Below are 21,405 nucleotides of genomic sequence, written 5' to 3' on the forward strand. Positions count from 1 at the left end.
AATCTAGGGCGACGCAGGCGGTTTGTCATCGGTTACACGTTGCCTTAGCTCATTGCTGTCGTCCGAGTTACAAAATTGCCGGACTGTTGCGAGTTTGCCGTCTGATATTGGCGTACCGTTTGGTTTCTGATCTATAGGCTTTCCATCAGAAAGGCGGCAGCTATAAGCTGTTTTTTAAATTTATTACAATCTTGAGATGTTTTGAGAAACCATCAAGGTTTAGACTCAAGTCCTGAAGTCCCAGGGTTGCTTTGTAGTTTTCTTTCTGAGAGGTGAGTGTCTAGTTGAAAACTGTTGAATGAGTGTCGATGAACTCCATGCAGCGTTCAATGTTTTTTGCGTAACCATGGCTCGTTACGTCTTGGGTGTTATTTAGAATTATGGCGCGGCCATGCTGGCTGACGCGACCATAAAGTTCACGGCAGGCTCGCATGTGAGAATGAATGCGGTCGCATTCCTGATTGAATGTGCTCTTTGGATTGGCTTTGTCTATTTTATTGCGTGAAATCAACCGATTGATGATTTCATTTTCTGGTAAATCTAGGAAAATTGTAGGAATTTTAGGGTTTGTATCGAGCAATGCTCTTGCTGTCTCGTGCAGCCCGGTGATTGCAATATGTTTTATGTATTCATTTTCTCTGCTAAAGCTTTCTCCTGTCAGACCATATTTCACATTATCAACGTATCTTGTTATAAAAAATCTTCTAGAACTCTCAAAATCTTCGAATTCATTTTCTGTAACAGAGATAATCTCAGAGAGGTTATTTGAAGACCTTTGCGGTCTTGTCGTAATTTTTTGTGTTGGGAGTAAATTTCTATTTTTTCTTGATAGATGACTCACCAAAGTGCTCTTCCCTATCGCGCGCGGGCCAACGATGAGGAATATTTTACCTCGTTGAAGGGCGCTTGACAGCTTTTGAGGGTCAACTTGAGTCTCATTTAAATCACTAGACATGATCGCCTCCCAATTCAACCATGGCCGTGAGCAAAGCTCGTCCGATGGTATGCTGACAGAACTCCAACGCCAAGGCACCGGAGTTCTGCTCAAGCCTGTGAATTGGTTCCGCGTACTCTTTACAGTTCCGCCGACATGTAGGTCGGCAACCAGCCTTCGTTGACGTCCTTCAGGCGCTTGATCGTCACGATCTCGCCGCTGCCGGTGGACAGGGCCGCGCCGCGCGTCTCGCCCAGCACCGTGACCGGGACGCCCGCCGCCTTGGCCTTCTCCTGCACCGCCGCCACCGCGTCGGGGCGGACGGCCAGCACGTAGCGGGCTTGGTCCTCGCCGAACAGGGCGCGGGGGTGGGCGTTGTCCAGGGCGGGCAGATGGGCGCCGATGCCGCTCGCCAGCGCCATTTCGGCGATGGTGACGATCAGGCCGCCGTCGGCCACGTCGTGGCTCGACGCCACCAGACCGGCGTGGATCAGGCCGCGCACGAACTCACCGTTGCGACGCTCCACCGCCAGATCGACCGGCGGGGGCGGGCCTTCCTCGCGGCCCAGGATCTCGCGCAGGAACAGCGACTGGCCGATGTGGCTGCCGCTGTCGCCGATGGCGAGGATCACGTCGCCTTCCTGTTGGAAGGCGATGCCGACCGCGATCATGGCGTCGGGCAGGGTGCCGACGGCGCCGATGGCCGGAGTGGGCAGGATGGCTTCGCCGTTCGTCTCGTTGTAGAGCGAGACGTTGCCCGACACGACCGGGAAGTCCAGCGCGACGCAGGCCTGGGCGATGCCCTGAACCGCGCCGACGAACTGGCCCATGATGCGGGGCTTTTCGGGGTTGCCGAAATTCATGTTGTCGGTGATGGCGAGCGGCAAGGCGCCCACCGCCGACAGGTTGCGCCACGCCTCGGCCACCGCCTGCGCGCCGCCGCGCACCGGATCGGCGAGGCAATAGCGCGGGGTGCAGTCGGTGGTGATCGCCACCGCCTTGGTCTGGCCCGGTACGCGGACGACCGCCGCGTCGGCCTGACCCGACATGAAGCGGGTGTCGCCGCCGACGAGGCTGTCATACTGCTCCCAAATCCAGCGCTTTGAGGCCAGATCGGGGCAGGCGAACAGCTTTTCCAGGGCATCGCCGAGCGGCAGGCTGTAGCCGTCGAACACACTGTCCGGCACCTCATTCGCCACCGGGGTCGGTTCCCACGGGCGATCATACTCCGGCGCGGCGTTCGACACCGGGGCGATGGGCATGTCGCACCAGGTCTCGCCATACATCTTGATGACGAGGTTGCCGCTGTCGGTCAGCGTGCCGATGACGGCGAAATCCAGTTCCCACTTGTCGAAGATCGCGCGCGCCACCTCTTCCCGACCGGGCTTGAGGATGAACAGCATGCGCTCCTGGCTTTCGGAGAGCATGATTTCATAGGGCGTCATCGCCTCTTCGCGCATCGGCAGGGTGTCGAGCGTCAACTCGATCCCCAGACCGCCCTTGCCAGCCATCTCGACCGCCGAGGAGGTCAGACCGGCGGCGCCCATGTCCTGGATGGCGACGACCGCGTCGGTCGCCATCAGCTCCAGGCAGGCCTCGATCAGCAGCTTTTCGGTGAAGGGGTCGCCAACCTGCACGGTCGGGCGCTTCTCCTCCGAATCCTCGGTGAACTCGGCGGACGCCATGGTGGCGCCGTGGATCCCGTCGCGGCCCGTCTTGGAGCCGACATAGACCACCGAATTGCCGACGCCCGCCGCCGCCGAATAGAAAATCCGGTCGGCCTTGGCGACGCCCACGGTCATCGCGTTGACCAGGATGTTGCCGTTGTAGGCGGCGTGGAAATTGGTCTCGCCGCCCACGGTGGGGACGCCGACGCAATTGCCGTAACCGCCGATGCCCGACACCACGCCCGCCACCAGATGGCGGGTCTTGGGGTGATCGGGCGAGCCGAAGCGCAGCGCGTTCATGTTGGCGATGGGCCGGGCGCCCATGGTGAACACGTCGCGCAGAATGCCGCCGACGCCGGTCGCGGCGCCCTGGTACGGCTCGATGTAGGACGGGTGGTTGTGGCTTTCCATCTTGAAGATGACGGTGTCGCCATCGCCGATGTCCACGACGCCCGCGTTCTCGCCGGGGCCGCAGATGACCTGCGGGCCGGTGGTCGGCAGCGTCTTCAACCAACGCTTGGAGGATTTGTAGGAGCAATGCTCCGACCACATGACGGAGATGATGCCCATCTCGGTGAAGGTCGGGACGCGTCCCAGAATCTCCAGCGCGTTCTTGTATTCCGCCTCGGACAGGCCGAACTCGCGGGCCAGCTCCAGGGTGACGGGGCGCTCTTGCGCGCGGGTCGCTTCGGCGGTCACGACAGGGCCTCCACCAGACCATCAAACATCGGCTTGCCGTCGGTGTTGCCGTGCAGGCCCTCCACCGCGTCTTCGGGGTGCGGCATCAGGCCCAGCACGGTGCGCTTGGCGTTGAAGATGCCGGCGATGTCGGAGGCCGAGCCGTTCGGGTTGCCGCGCGGGTCGGCGCGGGTCTCGTCGGCGACATAGCGGAAGGCGACCTGCCCCTCGCCGTCCAGCCGCTTGACCGTTTCGGCGTCGGTCCAGTAATTGCCGTCGCCGTGGGCGACCGGGTAGCGCACGATCTGCCCCTTGGCGTATTTCGCCGTAAAGGGGCTGTCGGTGTTCTCCACCCGCAGATGCTGGACGCGGCAGACGAACTTCAAGGCGCCGTTGCGCATCAGCGCGCCGGGCAGCAGCCCGGCTTCGGTGATGATCTGGAAGCCGTTGCAGACGCCAAGCACCCGCACGCCTTGATCAGCCCGCGCCTTCACCTCGCGCATGATCGGCGAGTGCGCCGCCATGGCGCCGGAGCGCAGGTAATCGCCATAGGAAAAACCACCCGGCACGACGATCAAATCGACCTTGGGCAGTTCGGTGTCGCGGTGCCAGACCAGATACGGTTTGGTTCCGCTGGCGGCCTCCAGCGCGGCGACGGCGTCGCGTTCGCGGTTGGAGCCGGGGAAAACGACGATGGCGGCCTTCATGGGGCGGTCAAAATCCGGCGTCAAGGGGGGAGTTGTTCGGGCCGGACACTAAAGCCGCCGCCCCGCCAAAGCAAGGGCGGCGGTCCCCCGCCTTGCGCGATCCTCACATGCCGGGCGCGTCTTCCTCGGGGTAGGCGGTGATGTGGTGCAGCGACAGGTCGGCGCCCTTGTATTCCTGCTCCTGGTCCAGACGGATGCCGATGGTGGTTTTCAGCAGCCCATAGACGGCCAGCCCCGAGGCGAAGCCGAAGCCAGCCCCGCCCAGCGTTCCGACGATCTGCGCGGTCATCGACACGCCGCCCAGCCCGCCCAACGCCTCTTGCCCGAAGACGCCCGCCAGCAGGCCGCCGGTCAGGCCGCACAAGCCGTGCAGCGGCCAGACGCCCAGCACGTCGTCGATCTTCCAGTCGATCTGGCACTTGTTGAAGGCCCAGACGAACAGCAGCCCGGCGATTCCGCCGGTGACGAGCGCGCCCAGCGGGTGCATGACGTCCGACCCGGCGCAGACGGCGACCAGACCGGCCAGCGCGCCGTTGTGGACGAAACCCGGATCGGCGCGGCTGACGACCAGCGAGGTCAAAATGCCGCCAACCATCGCCATCAGCGAATTCAGCGCCACCAGCCCGGACACGCCGTCGAGCGTTTGCGCGCTCATCACGTTGAAGCCGAACCAGCCGACGCACAGCACCCAGGCGCCCAGCGCCAGGAACGGGATGTTGGACGGCGGAATGGCGATCAGCGAACCGTTGGCCCGGTAGCGCCCGCGCCGGTTGCCCAGATGCAGCACCGCGCCCAACGCCACCCAGCCGCCAAAGGCGTGGACCACCACCGACCCGGCGAAATCATGGAAGGGCTGGCCGAACGCCCCGGTCATCCAGGCTTGCAGACCGAAACGGGTTCCCCAGACGCTGCCCTCCAGCAGCGGATAGAACAGGCCGATCAACGCGGCGGTGGCGGCCATCTGCGGCCAGAATTTGGCGCGCTCGGCGACGCCGCCCGACACGATGGCGGGGACGGCGGCGGCGAAGGTCGCCAGGAAGAAGAATTTGACCAGATCATAGCCGTAGGCGGCGAAGCCGGGGCCGCCCTTGCCGACCAGCGTCTTGGCGTCCACCAGGAAATCGACGCCATAGGCCACGGTGTAGCCGATGACGAAATAGGCCAGGGTCGAGACGGCGAAGTCCGACAGAATTTTCACCAGCGCGTTGACCTGATTTTTGCGCCGGACGGTTCCGACCTCCAGCAGGGCGAAGCCGCAGTGCATCGCCAGCACCATGACCGCGCCCATCAGGACGAACAGAACGTCGCCACCCGTTTTTGCCGCATCCATGTGCACAAACCTTCAGCGTTATGCCTAAATAATAGGCAATCTGCTAACAGATCAGGCAATTCTGCGCAAGCGCGGAAGTGCTGCGGGCGTGGGCAATCATCACAAAAACAGCGCAAAAGGCGGGCGAACCCAGTGTGGGCTGCCCGTTCTATGCGCAAGAAGGATGCCAAGTGATGAGAATGTGGGCGGGGCGGCTTGGGTGGTGGCGTCCGTTGCCCCCTCCCTAACCCTCCCCCGCTTGCGCGGGAGAGGGAACTCCGCCGCGCGCCGACAAGGATCCGGCCCCCTCTCCCGCTGATAAGCGGGGGAGGGATGGGGAGGGGGCAACGGACGAGGGGGCAACGGACGAGGGGAAAAGAGGGGCGACGGGCCACTCACCCGCCGTGCAATCGTCCGGTCCAATCCTCGACCGCGCCGCGCGCCAACCGCCGTTCGGCCAGGGTTTTCCAGCTTTGCGCCAGCGCGGGCAGGGCGGCCATCTCGGCCAGCGCGGCGCGGTCGAGGGTGTCCACATACAGCACGCGCAGCAGCCGGGCGAGCGGCCAGCCGGGGCAGGGGCGGTCCAGCAGGGTCAGCCGGTCGTCGGGGCCGATCATCCCGCTTTCGACGACGCGATAATACCAGCCGGTGCGCGCGCTGCTCTGCACGCGCTTGGCCATGTCCGGCACGGCGAAACGGTGGTTCAGCTTCCAGCAGGGTTGCCGGGCTTGCGCCACCTCCAGAACCGTCGTGCCGACGCGGAAATGGTCGCCCAGACAGACGTCGGACTCGGTCACGCCCAGGGTGGATAGGTTTTCGCCAAAGGCGCCGGGCGTCCCCAGCCACGGCGCAGCCTCCCCCAACTCGGCCCGCCACGCGGCGTGGTGGTCGAGCGGGTAATGGTGGATCGCCTTGTCGGGACCGCCATGCACCCGGCGGTCGGCCTGCTCGTCGTCGAGAAAGCCCTCCGGCCCGACGGCGCGCGGGCCATCGACCGGAGTCTTGTGGATGGCGCTGCTTCGCCCTTCCGGGCCGAAGGGAGCGACCTTGCCGGTCAGAACGGCGAGCAGGGGCGTGTCGATCATCGGGCGCGCTTGGCCTGTTCCTGAAGGCTGACGTAATGGTGCCACACCAGCTTGGCGGCGAGGCTGCGGTGGGGGCGCCAGGGTTCGGCGACGGCCAGCAGTTGCGTCGGGGACGGCTTGTCCGCCCAGCCTTTCAGCCGCTGCACGCCCAATTGAATGGCGAGATCGCCGACGGGCCAGATGTCGGGCCGGTCCTGCGCCATCATCAGATAGACCTCGGCGCTCCAGCGCCCGATGCCCTTCAGGGTGACGAGCGCGGCGATGGCCTCCTCATCGGGCAGGGCGTGGATGGCGCCGAAATCCAGGCGGCCATCGACGACCGCTTCGGCCAAGCCACGGGCGTAGCCGACCTTCTGGCGGGAAAAACCGCAGGCGCGCAGGGTGTCGTCGTCGGAATTCAGAATCGTGGCGGGCGTGACGTCGCCCAGCCGGGTCAGCAGCTTGTCCCACAAGGCCAAGGCGACCTTGGTGGAGAGCTGCTGTTCCATCACCATGCGCAGCAGGCCGACAAAGCCGCTGGGGCGTGAAAAGTCGCGTTGCATGGGGCCGCCGACGCGGATGCATTCGGCGAAGATCGGGTCGAGGGCGGTGAGATGATCGATGCTCATGATCCGCCGCCCTCGCTCCGCAAATCGGTCAAACGACGATCAGGCCACCAGCTCGATGGCGTAATCCTCGATCACGGTGTTGGCGAGCAGCTTCGTGCACATCGCCTCAACCTCGGCGCGGGCGGCGGTCTCGTCGGCGCTGGTCAATTGCAGCTCGATCACCTTGCCGACGCGAATGTCTTCGACGCCCGCGAAGCCCAGCGTTTGCAGCGCGTGGGCGATGGCCTTGCCCTGGGGATCAAGAACGCCGCGCTTGAGGGTGACGTGAACCTTGGCCTTCATCGGATGTCGCTCGCTAAAGGAAGTAGGGGAAAGATGGGGTGAAACAGAGGGGGTCACTGAAGGGTTTTGGGGCCTTTGACGTCGCTGGGGCCGCCTTCGGGCAGGATGCCCAGACGGCGCGCGACCTCCTGATAGGCCTCTTCGACCTTGCCGAGATCCTGGCGGAAACGGTCCTTGTCCAACTTCTCGTTGGTCTTGACGTCCCACAGGCGGCAATTGTCGGGGCTGATTTCGTCGGCCAGCACGATCCGCATCTCGTCATTTTCCCACAGCCGACCGAATTCCAGCTTGAAATCGATCAGCTTCAGCCCGATGCCGAGGAACAGGCCCGACAGGTAATCATTCACCCGCAAGGACAGGGCCACCATGTCGTCGAGATCCGGCGGCGCCGCCCAGCCAAAGGCGGTGATGTGCTCTTCCGAGACCATCGGGTCGTTCAGCTCGTCCGACTTGAAGTAATATTCGATGATCGAGCGCGGCAGCGGCGTGCCTTCGGGAATGCCGAAACGCTTGGACAGCGACCCGGCGGCGACGTTGCGCACCACCAGCTCGATCGGAATGATCTCGACCTCGCGGACCAGCTGCTCGCGCATGTTCAGGCGGCGGACGAAATGGGTGGGAACGCCGATTTCCGACAGACGGCTCATCAGATACTCGGAGATGCGGTTGTTCAGCACCCCCTTGCCGGTGATGACGCCCTTCTTCTGGTTGTTGAAGGCGCTCGCGTCGTCCTTGAAGTACTGCACCAGAGTGCCGGGTTCCGGTCCTTCAAAAAGAACCTTCGCCTTGCCTTCATAGATGCGCCGGCGTCGTGTCATCGCGTGTTCGTCCAAATGCGTAAGGACCGGACAAGAGAGCTTGCCGGTCCAGGAAGGTGCGCTCAGTGATATAGCAAGCCGGGGGGGCGAACACAACGGCGGGGGTTCGGGCTGGGGTTCGAGGCTGGCCCGCTCACGTCAGCGCCACCGGGTCGAAGGGCGTCTCGAACGGGCGGCCAGGGGCGAAGCGCCAGACGGGTTTCAGGTCGGGGCGCTCGACGCTGGGCAGGGCGATGAGTGCGCTGGACATGGTGCCGAAGCCCATGGGCAGGCGGAAATCCATCGCCCCGCGCTCCCCCTTCTCCCCTTCCCAAATCCGGCTGCCCAGCAGTTCCGGCCAATTGCCCCACGCCGGTTCGTCGGAGTCGGGCGGCGCGCCATGGGCGAAGAGCGGTTGGTAGAGGGCGATTCGAGGATCGCGCGCGTCGTCCAAATCATGGGCGGTTATCATGTGGACGCCGGGGGGAATCGTCGTCACCTCTGGCCGGTGGCGCGGGTTGTCGCCGCGATGGCTGATGAGGTAGGCGTCGGCGTTGTCGGCGACCAGCAGGTTGAAGGGCCGGTAGGCCCGCGTGTCGAGAGCGGCCAGCGACCGCGCCGCCTCGCCCGCGTCGGCATGGTCGAGCGCGTCGAGCGCCAACTCCCCGCGCGACCGCTTGCCGGTTTCCGGCCCCAGCGTGCCTTCGCGGTTGAGGATGGCGGCGACCAGCCCCTCGTCGTTCAGGCCAAGCCAGGAGCCGCCCGCCAATTCATCCAGCCCGGCGACCACGTTGGGCCGGTCGGGCCAATGGCGGGCGGGCGGTTTCCAGGGACGCCCGGCCATCTCGTCGCGGTTGGCGGCGAGCAGCAAAGGCCACGTTGCGTCCGGTCGCCGCAGGAGGATCACGCTGCACATGGGGAACCTTGTTTTTTCCGTTTCGCAAAGCTATGTCGGGCCACGATGAAATCTCCGCAAGGGGGCTGCGGCTTCACCGTGACGGCGACCCCAATCCGGCTGTATAATCCAGCATCCGGGAGCGAAAACCAAATTCAAGGAGCCGGGGTCCATGACGACCTTCGATGACCGCGAAAAGGCCTTCGAGAACAAGTTCCAGCACGACGAAGACCTGCTGTTTCGCATCCGCACGCGGCGGGACACGCTGGCGGGCCTGTGGGCCGCTGGCCTGATGGGGTTGGACGCTGACGCCGCCAAGGCCTACGCCCGCCAGATCGTTGAGGTGGACATCGGCACGCCGGGTCCGCACGACATCCGCGACCGCATCGCCGCCGACCTGCACGCCAAGGGCGTGGACATTTCCGACCACCGCGTGGAAAAGGAAATGGCCCAACTCTTGGATCTGGCGCGCCAGCAAGTCACCACCGAATGAGCGCCACCGAGTGAACGCCGAGCGCGCGCTGTCGGCCTGTCCGATTCGCGCCGCTTCGGTCATCACGCCATGACAAAAGGCCCGGCGCAGCGCGTCGGGCCTTTTTGTGTGGGCGGCTTGCACGCTGAAAATCAGGCGGCGACCGCCGCGTGGGTGATGCAGCTTTTCGAGCAGACCTTGGCGCAGCTTTCGCAGCCGATGCAGTTGGCCGCTTCCTCGACCGTCATCACCTTCTTCTCGGCCTCGTCGTCGAAGGCGTCCACGATGTCGCCGTCTTCGGTGATGCCGATCATGTTCAGCACGCCGCGCCCGCACACCTTGAAGCAGCGGCCGCAGCCGATGCACTGCTTCTGGTCGATGGATTGGACGAATTTCGGCGTCCAGCTTTCGCCGCCACGGGTGGTGCCGGTGATGAAGTCAGCCATGGGATGCTCCTCTCGAATGGCGCGGGAAGGGGGGAGGGGCGCCTGTGGGGTGGTGGTTGGAGTGGGGTGTTTGCCCCCTCCCTAACCCTCCCCCGCGTTGCGGGAGAGGGGACGGATGCTGAACGCCGACAAAAATCCTCGCTCCCTCTCCCGCAAAGCGGGGGAGGGCTGGGGAGAGGGTACGGGAAACCTGCCGCTACGCGCTTTCCAACGCCTTCAACGCCGCGCGCTTTTCGGTCAGCGCGCGGTAGGCGTCGAAGGCGTCCTGGGCGACGGTCAGAATGTTTTGCCAGCCCTGCGGCAAGTCTTCCGACAGGTCGTGCAAATCCATCTTTTTTTGCGTCGCGCGGGCGTTCAGCTTTTTGATCTCGTCCTTCAGCGTGTCGATGTCGCTCATGCCGGGATCCTCAAGAGGTCAGAGATTGGCGACTTCGGGGTATTTTTTGATGAGGTCCACCGCGTCGGCGACCAGCTTGGCCCCGTCGGAGGCCAGCTTTTCGGCGGTCGGGAAGCCGAAGCGGTGGACGTCGCGCAGATTCTTGGAAATCACCACCAGACGCCCGGCGGTCAGGATCATCCGCCCGAAGCCTTCATGGCTGATCTTCATCATCGGCGAGGCCATCAGGCCGGTTTGCTTTTCGATGGTGATGCCGACCGCCTTGTAGAACAGCTCCAGCCGCCACAGCGTGTCGGGATCGGGATCGCCCATCATCGGGATGGCGGCGCGGGCCTCCTTGTCCAGAATGAAGGGGGCGAGCAGAACCTCGTCGGCCTTGCCCTCCCACGCGCCATAGCTGTCCTCGGCGCGGAACAGCAGGACCAGGGTCTTCAGAAACTGGTCGGCGACCTCGGCCTGGGAGGCCGCGCCTTCGGCGATTGCGGTGTCGGACATGGGTTATTCCTCGTCTTCGTCGTCGAAATTGAGTTCTTGGGTTTCGCCCAGCGCCTTGCGCAGCCAGGGCGGCGGATTGCCGTTCAGCGTTTCGACCAGCCGGTCGAGCAGGGCCGGGATGGCCTCGGTCGCTTCGACCTTCACCGGGTGGATCTTTTTGGCGACGACGCGGGCGGCGGCGGACGCGCCGATGGCCGACAGATAGACGATGGCGACGTCGGCCAGCGCGTCCAGCTTCGGCACCAGCTTGTCCTCGTTGCCGTCCTCGAACATCGAGCCGCCGAACTGGAAGGTCTCCAGAAAGGAATGACCGGCCTTGTCCACCTGATAGACGGCGATGTTCTTGGCCCAGCCGAAATGCGCGTCGACGTGCTGCATGTCCTGGGTGCAGAAAGCGACCTTCATGGAACCTCCTGTGCTGGGGCGAGCGGCGCTCACCACGCTCAACCGGCGCTGCATCCGCATGATCCGCCTCCGCAAGCGTGGCCTTCGGTCTTATGGCCGTCGGTTTTGTGGTCGCCGTGATGGGCCGCCGGGTGGTGGTCGTGGTCCATCTCGGCGGACAGGAACAGGTTGCCGACGGCGAACAGCAGGTTGCGGGTGCCGCGATAGCCGACATGGACCGTCAACCCGGCCCCCAGCCGGTCGAACATCGGCAGCCCCATGCGGTGCAGCGGCACGCCCAGCCGCGCCGCGCCCTGTCGCCCGTGCGAGTTGGAAATGATGAGGTCGGCGTCGCGCGCCAGCGTTTCCACGTCGGAATGGTCGCCGACCATCACGGTGGCCGCCTTCAGCTTTTCCAGGACCAGGGTCTGGGTCGGCGACACGGCGGCGACCACCTCGGCCCCCATGTCGGCCAGAAAGCTGGTGACGGCGTAGAGCAGGTCGGGTTCCAGGGCGACGGCGATCCGCTTGCGGCTGAAGAAGAAATGCCCGTCGAGCATGGCGTCCACCAGACTGTCGCGCTGGCGGCGGATCTTGGCCGGAACCGGCTGGCCCGACAGTTCGGCCAACAGGCGGATCAGCTTGTCCGACGCCTCCAGCCCGGTCAGGCGGCTGAAGAAATGGCCGGGAACGTCGGTTTTCAGCTCCAGCGCGTTGCCGGCGATCCGCATGTGCTCGCCGATCACCAGCGTGGCGACGGACGCGCCCATCGAGCGGATTTGATCGACCGTCACCCCGCCCAACGAGGTGGCGGTGAAGTCGCTGGGCTGGCGCCCGCACATCGACAATGACAGGTCGGGCAGGAAGATCGGCGACAGGCCGAAGGATTCGATCAGGTCGCGCAGCTCCTCGACGTCGCCGGGCGACAGATGGCAGCCCGCCAGAACGTTGATCTGCGTCTTGACCATCGTCGGCGACGGTTCGACCAGCCGGTCGACGATGGCGGTGACGGCGGCGCCGAAGCCATCCTCGAACCCGCCGGTGAAATCCGGGGTGTTGGCGAAGACCAGCGCGGTGTCGGCCATGTCGGGGTTGCGCTGGCGGAACAGGGTGAACTGCCCGCCCATATCCTCGCCCTTGGTTTCGGTGACGCCGGTGGTGGCGACGCCGATCATGGCCGGGCTGTTGCGCTCCACGATGGTGCGCAGCGCCTGTTCGAGATTCTCATAACCGCCGAGGATGGTGGAGACTTGATCCATCGCCGTGGTTTGCAGCGGAATCGCCTCGCGGAAATGGCGGACCAGCAGAACCAGCCCGAAGGCGGTGCAGCCCTGCGAGCCGTGAAACAGCGGCAGACAACGGTCAATGCCGAGATAGGCGAGCGCCGCGCCCAGCGGTTGGCTCATCTTCAGCGGGTTGGTCGAGGCGGCCTTGGCGGCGGAGGGGAAGCGTTGGATGTGCGACATGGCCATCACTCCGCAGCCAGAAGAGGCGCGGCGGCGGGAGTGTCCCACGGGGCGGGCAGGCGGACCTGACGCCAAATCGGGTTCGACAGGGTTTTGTCGATTTCCTCACACAGATTGACGATGCCGTCATAGCCCGCGTAGGCGTGGTGACGCTCCTGGTTGATGTCGAGCCAGGGAACCTTGGCCTTCAAGGAAATGAATTGCGACCGCCCGCCCGACATCATGATGTCGGCCTCCGACGTCGCCAGCATCTTGTAGATGTCGCGCGGCTTCAGATCGTCCCACTGGTGGAACTCGTCGCCCTTCATCTTCTTGATGCGCTCCTTGTCCTCCTTGGTCGATTTCTTGGTCGAGGTGCCGAGGATGGTCAGCCCGGCGCCTTCCAGCGCGCTGACCATCGACCAGCTCTTGACGCCGCCGGTGAAGAGCAGGACGCGCTTGCCGTCGAAGCGCGGCTTGTAGGGTTCCAGGCGGCGCCAGACGCGGCTTTCCTCACGCGCGATCACGCCCTCCGCCCGGTCGATCAGGCTTTTGTCGGCCCCGCGCTCCACCAGCATCCGGGTCATGGTGCGCAGCGTGTCCGACATGTCCGACACGCCGTAGAAGGAGCCTTCAAAATAGGGGATGCCGTAGCGCTCCTCCATCTTGCGGCCGACATTCACCAGCGCTTGGCTGCACACCATCATGGTGACGCGCGCCCGGTGGGCCTGGGCGACCTGGTTGTAACGACCGTCGCCGGAGATGCAGGACAACAGGCGGATGCCGATCTCGTCGAGCAGCGGCTTGACCAGCCACAATTCACCGGCAAGGTTGTATTCGCCGATGATGCAGACGTCGGTCGGGGTGGTGTATTCCGGTTCGACCGTGCCGATGACGTGGTCGAGCAGCGCCTCGCCCGCCAGCTTGTTGCCAAGATTCTTCGAGCCGACGAAGCCCGGCGCGTCCACCGGAATCACCGGCTTGCCGAGCTTTTGCGTGGCGAATTTGCAGACCGCCGCGATGTCGTCGCCGGTCATGGCGGGCACGCAGGTCTGATAGACGAAGACGGCGGGCGGGTCGTATTGCTGGATGATTTCCTTGATGGCGCGGAACAGCTTTTTCTCGCCGCCGTTGATGACGTCCAGCTCCGACAGGTCGGTGGTGAAGCCGGTGCGGTAGAGCTGCGAACCGGATGATTTGGTTCCCCGGTTGTCCCAGGCGTTGCCCAGGCAGGCGATCGGGCCATGGACCAGATGGGCGGCGTCGGCGATCGGTTGCAGCACGATCATCGCGCCGTCATAGGCGCAACCGCCAGCAGCGGCCCCCGGCTTCAGGGATTTGGTGCAGCCCTTCTTCTTGTCCTTGGCCGATTTGCTTTGGTTGGTCGCGCATCCCGGTTCGTTGAAGACGTCCTGGATCTTGTCCTGGAGCATGCCCGTTCTCCCGCCTTGGCGCCGAATGCGGCTGTCGGGATCGGGTAATGCAAGGCGTGCGCCATATGGTAAGCTGTTGAACGCGCTGGATTGTGCGTTTTTCGCGGGCTGTGCGATAGCTGACAATCGCCGGGGATTGTCGGGTCTTGGACAGAGGGGGGACCGGGAAGAAGGACAGCGGGCGCGTCGCCGTCCTTTACCGTTCTGGTTCCGGCTTGATGCCCGCGTCCTTCATGGCGTGCATCAACTCCAGGATCACCGTGCTGATGTCGGGGAAGGTCAAAGCCACCATGCGGCGGTCGGGATCCAGCCGCACGACATGGGCGATTTGCCGCCCGCCGATGCCCGGCAATTCGGCGCAGCGCAGTTCCAGCCGCAGCTTGCCGCCGATGGCGTGGTGGAACTCCTCCGGCGGCAGATCGACCAGCAGGCCGCGCGTGCTCCAATTCACCGTCGTGCAGCGCCGCCCTTCGGCTTCCACCGTCAGCACCGGATCCATATAGCGGATGGCGCGGCGGTGTTCGACGCCGTTGGGCGGCTTGGCCCCGACGTCGTGCTGGTCCAGCTTGCGCTTGGCGGCGTCCTTGGTGCGGTCGTCCACCCCGTCCTTGCTGGTCATCAAGGTGGCCTGGACCCGACGTTCGACTCCGTGGCGGAACTCGTCGTCGGCGCCAAAGCGCAGGGCCTTGGAAAAATGGTCCTTGGCGCTGGTCAGCAGGGCGTTGCGGCCCTTGTCGTCGCCGCGATGGCCGCAGCGTTCGGCCTGGATCAGCAGCGTGTCGACGCTGCGCTGGTAGGCCCCGCGCTGGATGATTTTGGTCATTTCGCGGAACTCGGCGGCGCGGACGCTGGGAAACTCCTTGGCCTTCAGCATCTCGGTCATCGCCGTGGCCAGAGCGTCGATCTGGTCGGGCGGGGCGGTTTCCGCCTCCCGCCGCATCCGGCGCGCCAGATCCTCGGCCTTGCGGATCAAGGCCTCCTCAATTTTCTGGCGCTGTCCGGCGTCGAGAACGGGCATGGCGAACATCCCCCGCGTGATGACGCGCAAAGGATACACCACGCCGATGATTTGCAACAGGGATGGTTCGCCGCAACCAAGGTTAACGCGCCCCTGTTCAACGCGCCCGGGGTTTTGCCCTTGCGGTCGGTTCCGCCTCCAGCGGGTTGTCGGGCCAGTAATGCTTGGGATACTGGCCCTTCAAGTCGGCCTTCACCGCCTTGTAGGCGTTGGCCCAAAAGCTGGCGAGGTCGCGCGTCACCTGCACCGGGCGGCGGGCGGGCGACAGAAGATGCAGCAGCAAGGGAACCCGCCCCCCGGCGATGCGCGGCGTTTCGGCCAGCCCGAACATCTCCTGCAAGCGCACCGCCAACACCGGCTCGTCGCCGTCATAGTCGATGGGGATGCGGGAGCCGCTGGGCACCTCGACATGGGTCGGCGCTTCGGCGTCCAGCCGCGTCTTCATCTCCCACGGCAACAGGTTGCGCAGGGCGCTGGACAGATCGACGCGGTCGAGATGGGCGCGGCGCGACACGCCGTCCAGGAACGGGGCCAACCAATCCTCCAGCGTGGCGAGCAGGGCCGAATCGGACAGGTCGGGCCACTCCACCCCCTCGCGCTGGCGCAGGAAGGCGACTCGGGTGCGCCACGCCCGCAATTCGTTGCTCCAGGGCAGACACTCCAACCCCATGGCGCGGACGCCCTCCAGCATCGCGGCGGTCATCGCCTCGGCGGGCGGGCTGGCCAGACGCTCGTCCTTCAGGATCAGGGCGAACAGCATCCGGCGGCGGCGGGCCAGCACCGTCTGTTCGCGGGCGTCCCAAGCGACGATGGTCTCGACGCGGATGTGGTCGGCGAAGGCGTCCTCCAGATCGGCCAGCGTGACCGGCGCGGCCAGGAAGATTCGGGATTCGCGAACCGCGCCGTCCAGATCGGCCACCGCCAGCCAGTCCTCCGCCGACAAGGGTTCGGCGTCCTGGAAATAGGCGCCGCGCCCGCCCGACAGCCGGAATTGCGCCGCGACTCCGCCCGGCCCGCCGCCGGGGCGGCGCTGGCCGATGCGGTCGGGGTAGGCCAGGGCGACCAACAGGCCGACGGCGTTGCTGTCGCCCTCATCCCCCTCCCGCACGCCCAAGTGCCGCCGCCAGCTTCGCGCCTGCTTCATCGCCTGTTGGGCGGCGCCGCGATCCACGCTCAAACCGCGCGCGGCGCCGCGCCCGCCCTGTTCCTGCCCGCGCAGCAGATCGACGCGCAAGCGCAGATCGGCGTCGCGGAAGCCGGGGGCGGCGCGGACGATGTCGCGCTCCCCCAACAGGGCGGCGACCAGACAGGCCAGCGCGCCATGCCCCAGGGCTTGCCCGGCGAGCATCATGTGGGCCAGCCGGGGGTGCACGCCAAAGCCCGCCATGCGGCGGCCATGCGGGGTGATCGCCCCGCCGTCGGTCAGCGCGCCCAAGCCGGACAGCAGGTCGCGCGCCTGCGCCAGCGCCGGGGCGGGCGGCGGGTTGAGCCAGGACAGGGCGGCGGGATCGCTCACCCCCCACATCGCCAATTCCAGGGCCAGTGGGGCGAGGTCGGCGTCGAGGATCTCCGGCGCGCTGAAGGGGGCCAGCGCCTTGTGCGTCGCCTCCGGCCACAGACGGAAACAGACGCCCGGCTCCAACCGTCCGGCGCGGCCCCGGCGCTGTTCGGCGGAGGCTTGGCTGACCTTGACCGTCACCAGGCGGGTCATGCCGCCGCGCGGGTCGAAACGCGGAACCCGCATCAGCCCGCTGTCGATGACGATGCGGATGCCTTCGATGGTCAGGCTGGTTTCGGCGATGGCGGTGGCCAGCACCACCTTGCGCACGCCGGGCGGCGATGGGGCGATGGCGCGGTCCTGCGCCTCGGTCGTCAGATCGCCGTAGAGCGGGGCGAGGATGACGTCTCCGCCCAAATCCGATTGCTCCAACTGGCTGAGAACCCGGCGGATTTCGCCCGCGCCGGGCAGGAAGACCAGGGCGTTGCCGCTCTCCTCCCGCAGGGCGCGGCGCACGGTGGCGGCCACCGCGTCCTCAATCCGGCTGCCCGGCGGCGGCGCGTCGAGATGGCGGGTTTCCACCGGAAAGGCGCGGCCCTCGCTCGTCACCATCGGGGCGTCGCCGGAAACGCCGTCGCCCAGCAGGGCGGCGACCGGCCCGCCGTCCAGCGTCGCCGACATCACCACCAGCCGCAGATCGTCGCGCAGCGCCCCGCGCGCCTCCTGCACCAGGGCGAGCGCCAGATCGCTGTCGATGCCGCGTTCGTGGAATTCGTCGAACAGGACGGCGCCGACGCTGGACAGCTCCGGGTCGTCCTGAAGCTGGCGCAGGAACAGGCCGTCCGTCACCACCTCGATCCGGGTGCGCGGGCCAACCTTGGTGTCCAGCCGCACCCGATAGCCGACGGTCTCGCCGACTGACTCGCCCAGCATCGCCGCCATCCGCCGGGCGGCGGCGCGGGCGGCCAATCGCCGGGGTTCCAACACCAGGATCTTGCGCCCGCGCAGCCAGGGTTGATCGAGCAGGGCCAGCGGCACGCGGGTGGTTTTGCCGGCGCCGGGCGGGGCTTGCAGCACGGCGGTTCCGCGCGTTTCAAGCGCCGCCAGCAGGGCGGGCAGAACCGGGTCGATGGGCAGGGGGGCGAAGGCGGGGCGGTTGGGCGTGGTCATGGCGACTCCGCTGCCGGAAAACCGCCGGAAAGGCAACCGCTTTCCAAGGCGGGCGGGGGAGGGCGATGGGCAGGGCAGGGACAAAAGGTCGCACCCAGCCGTCTCTGGGATCGGGCCGCGCGCCATGACCGTAAAAATGCTATGGTTTTACCGTCGTCGGGCCTTTCTTCTACACGCAGGGATTCATGACCAGCATCCACGACGCCGCCCTGTTCCTCGCCCACGCCTGCGCGCTGGAAGAGGACGCCGCCAACCGCTTCTCCGACCTGTCGGAGTCGATGAAAACCTATGGCAACACCGAGATTGCCGCCTTCTTCGGGCAAATGGCGACCTTCTCGCGCATGCATCTGGCCGAGGCGCGCAAGCGGTCCGGTTTCCGCGACATTCCCGATCTGGCCCCGGAAGACTTCCAGTGGCCCGATGACGAAAGCCCGGAAGCGGCCTCGATGGAAGGCTCGCATTATCTGATGACGGTGGAATACGCGCTGGAGCTGGCGTTGGACAGCGAGCGGCGGGGCCAAGCCTTTTACGCCGACGTGGCGCGCACCACCACCGATTCGGAAGTCCGCATGATGGCCGAAGAGTTCGCCGCCGAAGAGGCCGAACATGTCGCCCAGTTGGAAATCTGGACGAAGCGCTATCCCAAAGTGGCCTGAGCCGCAGCGGCCACCGTCACGGGGCGACTGTTGCCGCGACGCCGGGGCTGTCGCCCCCTCTCCCCGTCCAAGCGCGGGCTGGGGAGAGGGGCGCGGCGCCGGTCACGCCGACACGATCACGCCGACAGGGCCGACCAGTCGATTTCATAGACCGTGTCAGCGGGCTTGTAGCCCTTGAACGCCGCGATCACGGCGTCGACGCTGACCTCGCCCGGCACATTCTGGATCTCATAGACGACCGAGCTGCCGCTGGTCGGGCCGACGTCGGCGTTGCGATGGGCCTGCGAGATCAACCCCTCGCCCGCCTTCTTAATCATGATGGAAGCCATGCATCCGTCTCCTGTTGCGTAACGCCCGACCAGGAAACCATAAACAAAAAATGGTTAAATCGGAAGGCGTAAAGACGCGAGGATCAGGGCGCCACGATCAGGACGTCGCGTCGCGGGCGATCCACAGGGCGGTCAGATCGTCGTACAATCCGGCGCCGAATCGTTCGGCGAAGCGGGCCATCAGCCAGGGAAAAGGGTGTTCGGGCGCGGTCAGCACCGCCTGCTCGATCAAATCGGCCAAGCCCTCTTCCCCCAACATGGCGTCGTCGCGGTCGCGCGCCTCGGTCAGGCCGTCGGAATAGAGGAACAGCGTGTCGCCGGGGTGGAACGGGGTGCTGCGGTTTTCATACTCGGCGTCGGCGAAGGCCCCCAGCAGCATGCCCGACGCGTCCAGCACGCGGAAGCCGCCCCGGCTGCCCAACAGCGGGTTGGGGGCGCCGGCGGCGGCGTAGCGCAGGCTGTCGGTGTGGCGGTCGATCACCCCGTAAAAGGCGGTGGCGAACTGGCCGACGGTCAGGATGTCGGCCAGACGCTGATTCAATTGCGTCAACAAACGGGCCGGGTCGCGCAGATCGTCGGGCGGCGTGCGGGTCAGCAGCGTGTGCAGGCGAAAGGCGTTGATCGCCGAGGCGATGCCGTGCCCGGACAGATCGGCGACAAAAACCCCGACATGGCCGCCGTCGATCTCGAACGTTGTCCAAAAATCACCGCCAACCTCGTCAGAGGTTTGAAAGACCGGCTCGATCCGCAGCGCGTTGCGGCTGGCCATCGCCTCCAGCCATTCGGCGTCGGGGACCAGCGCCAATTGCATGCTGCGCGCTTGGCGCAGATCGCGCTCCACCCGTTCGCGGAAGGCGCGCAACTCCTGCACCATCGACCGGCGTTCCAGATGGTAGCGGACGCGGGCGACGCATTCGCCGGGGTTGATCGGCTTGGCCAACAGATCGGTGGCCCCGGCCTGGAAACACAGCGAACGGATTTGGTCGGTCTGCCGGGTGCTCTGCATCAGGATGGGCAGATCGCGCCAACGCGGGTTGCCGCGCAGAACCCGGCACAGCGCCATGCCGTCGATGGGCGGCAGATTGGCGTCGATCAACAGCAAGTCAGGGTCAAAGCTCTCGACCTGATCGAGCAGCTCCTGCCCATTGGTGGCGAAGGCGACCTGGACAATGCCGATCCACTGAAGAAAGCGGGCCAGCGTGCGGCGGTTGAACCGGCTGTCGTCGGCAATCAGAACCCGGCGGTCGCCAAGCGGGATCCCCAATTCCAGCCCATAGAGCGAGGCGGGGGTTTCGGTCGGAAACTCCATGGCGCCCCGCCCCCCGCGCGGGTGTGGGTCTCAGGCGTCGATGGTGAAGACTTTGTGCAGCTTGGCCAGCGTGATGAGGCGTTGCACCTCGTCGCGCGCGCCGCGCATGGCGAAGTCCAGTTTCTTCTTTTGCGCCGTGTCGCGGGCGATGATGAACATGCCCAGGCCCGAGGAATCGACGAAATCCAGGCCGGACAGGTCAAAGACCATCCGATGACCGGCGGGCCGCTCGAACGCGGCGATGACCGAGCGGAAGGTGTCGTGGTCGGAAAAGGTCATCCGGCCATGCAAACGGATTTCGGTGCTGTCGTGGGCATCGGTGACGGTGAAGTCCATGGAGGCGCTCCGTGGTTGTTCCCGAGTCCGGCGCGCGGCGGGACGCGAGTGGCCCGGTGAAGTCATCAGCATGTTGTGTCCGTTCATCTTACGCTGGAAAAGATTTCACTTTGATGACAGGGGGAGTTGTTCATGCCGTCACTTGCGGCTTATCCCACGCTGTTGGATGGGAATGCAAGTATCCTTCGCTGCGTCGCGATAATAGATAGCATTTTAAGAAATATTGGTGACGAACTCTGCCCATCTCTGGACATATGCGGCAAATTGGCGGTGATTGGCGCTCCAGACGCGCGTGGTCGCGGTTTGCCCGCCGCCCCGCTTGTCGTGTAGGCTGCGGCGCACTGGGGAATCCTCCACCAAAGGACGGGCGATGAGCACCGAAATCCGCACCTTTATCATTCCCGACGCCAACGCCGAGGAGGCGCAGGCGAATCTGTCCGATTTTCTGCGGACGATTGAAATCCAGCGCATCGACACCGCTTACGCCGTCGATGGCTGGCGCGTGCTGGTGTTGTATGGCGATCTGAAGCGCAAGGAAGAATCCCAACAGATCGAGGCGGCCATCGCCGCCGCGCTGAACGGGTGGCGCGACCGGGTGGCGGCGCAGGAAGGCGTGGCGCGCGACATCATCCTGCCCGACGATCTGGTGCAGGAAATCGCCCGCTTCGCCCCGACGACCGAGCATGAATTGACGATCATCGTCGGCGGGCGCGATCTGCCGGTGCCGTTGCAGGGTGGGGAGATCGTGCAGGTGGTGCGCTCCACCCTGGATGTCCTGATCGACTGAGATTTTGTGAAGACGCCGCGTCGCGGTTGGCGCGACGCGGCGGTGTTGCGCGTTTGGCGTGCTGGGCGATGGCTCCGGTTGGGGTTTTGCCGCTTGCCCATCTATATGTTGTGGGGCGCGCGGCGGCTCCATCGGCTCGTTGCTGGGTCGGATTGTCGGCCCGACGGTTGGGTTTTGGGCGACCGACCGAGCGTCTCGATTCGCTGGCGCTTGGCTGATGGGTCGACTCGCGCTGACGCTCTCGAGTCGCTCAAGCGGGGTTCGCTGG

Annotated in this window: 23 protein-coding genes; 3 read left to right on the plus strand and 20 right to left on the minus strand. The window is 65.4% G+C overall.

The window, feature by feature from the left end; genetic code table 11:
- Positions 1-280 precede the first annotated feature (280 nt).
- From D3877_RS29515 to D3877_RS18775, 9 genes are all read right to left on the minus strand, one after another.
- Positions 281-955, minus strand: coding sequence for a nucleoside/nucleotide kinase family protein (locus D3877_RS29515; protein ID WP_147395229.1), 675 nt, complete (start codon positions 953-955; stop codon positions 281-283).
- A gap of 119 nt (positions 956-1,074) precedes the next feature.
- Positions 1,075-3,300 (minus strand): phosphoribosylformylglycinamidine synthase subunit PurL, encoded by a 2,226-nt coding sequence (purL, locus tag D3877_RS18740; RefSeq protein ID WP_119832184.1) that lies wholly within the window; start codon positions 3,298-3,300, stop codon positions 1,075-1,077.
- Complete coding sequence (gene purQ, locus D3877_RS18745) at positions 3,297-3,986, minus strand: phosphoribosylformylglycinamidine synthase subunit PurQ (RefSeq protein ID WP_119832549.1); 690 nt, start codon at positions 3,984-3,986, stop codon at positions 3,297-3,299. Before purQ ends, purL begins: the two co-directional genes overlap by 4 nt.
- Positions 3,987-4,089: 103 nt before the next feature.
- On the minus strand, positions 4,090-5,316 hold the full coding sequence (locus D3877_RS18750) for an ammonium transporter (RefSeq protein ID WP_119832185.1): 1,227 nt from the start codon (positions 5,314-5,316) through the stop codon (positions 4,090-4,092).
- A gap of 374 nt (positions 5,317-5,690) precedes the next feature.
- Positions 5,691-6,380: an MOSC domain-containing protein gene (locus D3877_RS18755; RefSeq protein ID WP_199720837.1), complete on the minus strand. Its 690-nt coding sequence runs from the start codon at positions 6,378-6,380 to the stop codon at positions 5,691-5,693.
- A complete protein-coding gene (locus tag D3877_RS18760) occupies positions 6,377-6,988 on the minus strand; it encodes a DNA-3-methyladenine glycosylase family protein (protein WP_119832186.1) in 612 nt (203 codons plus the stop codon). The genes D3877_RS18755 and D3877_RS18760 overlap by 4 nt, the downstream gene beginning before the upstream one ends.
- Positions 6,989-7,027: 39 nt before the next feature.
- Positions 7,028-7,270, minus strand: coding sequence for a phosphoribosylformylglycinamidine synthase subunit PurS (gene purS, locus D3877_RS18765; RefSeq protein WP_119832187.1), 243 nt, complete (start codon positions 7,268-7,270; stop codon positions 7,028-7,030).
- Positions 7,271-7,323: 53 nt separating this feature from the next.
- Positions 7,324-8,088, minus strand: a complete 765-nt coding sequence (purC, locus tag D3877_RS18770) for a phosphoribosylaminoimidazolesuccinocarboxamide synthase (protein WP_119832188.1) — start codon at positions 8,086-8,088, stop codon at positions 7,324-7,326.
- A gap of 133 nt (positions 8,089-8,221) precedes the next feature.
- A complete protein-coding gene (locus tag D3877_RS18775; RefSeq protein WP_119832189.1) occupies positions 8,222-8,983 on the minus strand; it encodes an NRDE family protein in 762 nt (253 codons plus the stop codon).
- A gap of 151 nt (positions 8,984-9,134) precedes the next feature.
- Here D3877_RS18775 and D3877_RS18780 point away from each other — a divergent pair, with 151 nt between their 5' ends.
- Positions 9,135-9,455, plus strand: a complete 321-nt coding sequence (locus D3877_RS18780) for a DUF1476 domain-containing protein (protein ID WP_119832190.1) — start codon at positions 9,135-9,137, stop codon at positions 9,453-9,455.
- A 131-nt stretch (positions 9,456-9,586) separates the two neighbouring features.
- Here the strand turns inward: D3877_RS18780 and fdxB are convergent, their stop codons facing one another.
- The 8 genes from fdxB to hrpB all read right to left on the minus strand — a co-directional run bounded on the left by fdxB (position 9,587) and on the right by hrpB (position 17,720).
- On the minus strand, positions 9,587-9,880 hold the full coding sequence (fdxB, locus tag D3877_RS18785) for a ferredoxin III, nif-specific (RefSeq protein WP_119832191.1): 294 nt from the start codon (positions 9,878-9,880) through the stop codon (positions 9,587-9,589).
- Positions 9,881-10,076: 196 nt separating this feature from the next.
- Positions 10,077-10,277, minus strand: a complete 201-nt coding sequence (locus D3877_RS18790) for a CCE_0567 family metalloprotein (RefSeq protein WP_119832192.1) — start codon at positions 10,275-10,277, stop codon at positions 10,077-10,079.
- Positions 10,278-10,295: 18 nt separating this feature from the next.
- Complete coding sequence (locus D3877_RS18795; protein WP_119832193.1) at positions 10,296-10,772, minus strand: NifX-associated nitrogen fixation protein; 477 nt, start codon at positions 10,770-10,772, stop codon at positions 10,296-10,298.
- A 3-nt stretch (positions 10,773-10,775) separates the two neighbouring features.
- Positions 10,776-11,177, minus strand: coding sequence for a nitrogen fixation protein NifX (gene nifX, locus D3877_RS18800; protein ID WP_119832194.1), 402 nt, complete (start codon positions 11,175-11,177; stop codon positions 10,776-10,778).
- 38 nt (positions 11,178-11,215) lie between these two features.
- The gene (gene nifN, locus D3877_RS18805) at positions 11,216-12,622 is read right to left on the minus strand and encodes a nitrogenase iron-molybdenum cofactor biosynthesis protein NifN (RefSeq protein WP_119832551.1); all 1,407 of its coding nucleotides are present in this window, start codon (positions 12,620-12,622) and stop codon (positions 11,216-11,218) included.
- A 5-nt stretch (positions 12,623-12,627) separates the two neighbouring features.
- On the minus strand, positions 12,628-14,034 hold the full coding sequence (gene nifE, locus D3877_RS18810) for a nitrogenase iron-molybdenum cofactor biosynthesis protein NifE (RefSeq protein WP_119832195.1): 1,407 nt from the start codon (positions 14,032-14,034) through the stop codon (positions 12,628-12,630).
- 196 nt (positions 14,035-14,230) lie between these two features.
- Positions 14,231-15,052: a hypothetical protein gene (locus D3877_RS18815; RefSeq protein WP_147395230.1), complete on the minus strand. Its 822-nt coding sequence runs from the start codon at positions 15,050-15,052 to the stop codon at positions 14,231-14,233.
- Between the two features lie 97 nt (positions 15,053-15,149).
- The gene (hrpB, locus tag D3877_RS18820) at positions 15,150-17,720 is read right to left on the minus strand and encodes an ATP-dependent helicase HrpB (protein ID WP_119832197.1); all 2,571 of its coding nucleotides are present in this window, start codon (positions 17,718-17,720) and stop codon (positions 15,150-15,152) included.
- Between the two features lie 185 nt (positions 17,721-17,905).
- Between hrpB and D3877_RS18825 the strand changes: the two genes are divergently transcribed.
- The gene (locus tag D3877_RS18825; RefSeq protein WP_119832198.1) at positions 17,906-18,376 is read left to right on the plus strand and encodes a ferritin-like domain-containing protein; all 471 of its coding nucleotides are present in this window, start codon (positions 17,906-17,908) and stop codon (positions 18,374-18,376) included.
- 116 nt (positions 18,377-18,492) lie between these two features.
- Here D3877_RS18825 and D3877_RS18830 read toward each other — a convergent pair whose 3' ends face one another.
- From D3877_RS18830 to D3877_RS18840, 3 genes are all read right to left on the minus strand, one after another.
- The gene (locus D3877_RS18830) at positions 18,493-18,705 is read right to left on the minus strand and encodes a hypothetical protein (RefSeq protein ID WP_119832199.1); all 213 of its coding nucleotides are present in this window, start codon (positions 18,703-18,705) and stop codon (positions 18,493-18,495) included.
- 97 nt (positions 18,706-18,802) lie between these two features.
- Positions 18,803-20,014 (minus strand): PP2C family protein-serine/threonine phosphatase, encoded by a 1,212-nt coding sequence (locus tag D3877_RS18835; protein WP_119832200.1) that lies wholly within the window; start codon positions 20,012-20,014, stop codon positions 18,803-18,805.
- Positions 20,015-20,044: 30 nt separating this feature from the next.
- On the minus strand, positions 20,045-20,350 hold the full coding sequence (locus D3877_RS18840; RefSeq protein WP_119832201.1) for an STAS domain-containing protein: 306 nt from the start codon (positions 20,348-20,350) through the stop codon (positions 20,045-20,047).
- A 370-nt stretch (positions 20,351-20,720) separates the two neighbouring features.
- On the opposite strand from D3877_RS18840, the gene D3877_RS18845 reads away from it, so the two are divergent.
- Positions 20,721-21,137: an HRDC domain-containing protein gene (locus D3877_RS18845; protein ID WP_119832202.1), complete on the plus strand. Its 417-nt coding sequence runs from the start codon at positions 20,721-20,723 to the stop codon at positions 21,135-21,137.
- The last annotated feature ends 268 nt before the right edge of the window (positions 21,138-21,405 follow it).

This window comes from Azospirillum cavernae, from assembly GCF_003590795.1.
Classification (GTDB): domain Bacteria; phylum Pseudomonadota; class Alphaproteobacteria; order Azospirillales; family Azospirillaceae; genus Azospirillum; species Azospirillum cavernae.

Coding starts and splice junctions, on each gene's coding strand:
- hrpB (WP_119832197.1), bottom strand. CDS start 17,720: ATGACCACGCCCAACCGCCCCGCCTTCGCCCCCCTGCCCATCGACCCG.
- fdxB (WP_119832191.1), bottom strand. CDS start 9,880: ATGGCTGACTTCATCACCGGCACCACCCGTGGCGGCGAAAGCTGGACG.
- D3877_RS29515 (WP_147395229.1), bottom strand. CDS start 955: ATGTCTAGTGATTTAAATGAGACTCAAGTTGACCCTCAAAAGCTGTCA.
- purQ (WP_119832549.1), bottom strand. CDS start 3,986: ATGAAGGCCGCCATCGTCGTTTTCCCCGGCTCCAACCGCGAACGCGAC.
- D3877_RS18825 (WP_119832198.1), top strand. CDS start 17,906: ATGACCAGCATCCACGACGCCGCCCTGTTCCTCGCCCACGCCTGCGCG.
- nifN (WP_119832551.1), bottom strand. CDS start 12,622: ATGTCGCACATCCAACGCTTCCCCTCCGCCGCCAAGGCCGCCTCGACC.
- D3877_RS18815 (WP_147395230.1), bottom strand. CDS start 15,052: ATGCCCGTTCTCGACGCCGGACAGCGCCAGAAAATTGAGGAGGCCTTG.
- D3877_RS18755 (WP_199720837.1), bottom strand. CDS start 6,380: ATGATCGACACGCCCCTGCTCGCCGTTCTGACCGGCAAGGTCGCTCCC.
- nifX (WP_119832194.1), bottom strand. CDS start 11,177: ATGAAGGTCGCTTTCTGCACCCAGGACATGCAGCACGTCGACGCGCAT.
- D3877_RS18760 (WP_119832186.1), bottom strand. CDS start 6,988: ATGAGCATCGATCATCTCACCGCCCTCGACCCGATCTTCGCCGAATGC.
- purC (WP_119832188.1), bottom strand. CDS start 8,088: ATGACACGACGCCGGCGCATCTATGAAGGCAAGGCGAAGGTTCTTTTT.
- D3877_RS18840 (WP_119832201.1), bottom strand. CDS start 20,350: ATGGACTTCACCGTCACCGATGCCCACGACAGCACCGAAATCCGTTTG.
- D3877_RS18775 (WP_119832189.1), bottom strand. CDS start 8,983: ATGTGCAGCGTGATCCTCCTGCGGCGACCGGACGCAACGTGGCCTTTG.
- D3877_RS18790 (WP_119832192.1), bottom strand. CDS start 10,277: ATGAGCGACATCGACACGCTGAAGGACGAGATCAAAAAGCTGAACGCC.
- D3877_RS18795 (WP_119832193.1), bottom strand. CDS start 10,772: ATGTCCGACACCGCAATCGCCGAAGGCGCGGCCTCCCAGGCCGAGGTC.
- D3877_RS18845 (WP_119832202.1), top strand. CDS start 20,721: ATGAGCACCGAAATCCGCACCTTTATCATTCCCGACGCCAACGCCGAG.
- D3877_RS18830 (WP_119832199.1), bottom strand. CDS start 18,705: ATGGCTTCCATCATGATTAAGAAGGCGGGCGAGGGGTTGATCTCGCAG.
- D3877_RS18750 (WP_119832185.1), bottom strand. CDS start 5,316: ATGGATGCGGCAAAAACGGGTGGCGACGTTCTGTTCGTCCTGATGGGC.
- D3877_RS18835 (WP_119832200.1), bottom strand. CDS start 20,014: ATGGAGTTTCCGACCGAAACCCCCGCCTCGCTCTATGGGCTGGAATTG.
- purS (WP_119832187.1), bottom strand. CDS start 7,270: ATGAAGGCCAAGGTTCACGTCACCCTCAAGCGCGGCGTTCTTGATCCC.
- D3877_RS18780 (WP_119832190.1), top strand. CDS start 9,135: ATGACGACCTTCGATGACCGCGAAAAGGCCTTCGAGAACAAGTTCCAG.
- nifE (WP_119832195.1), bottom strand. CDS start 14,034: ATGCTCCAGGACAAGATCCAGGACGTCTTCAACGAACCGGGATGCGCG.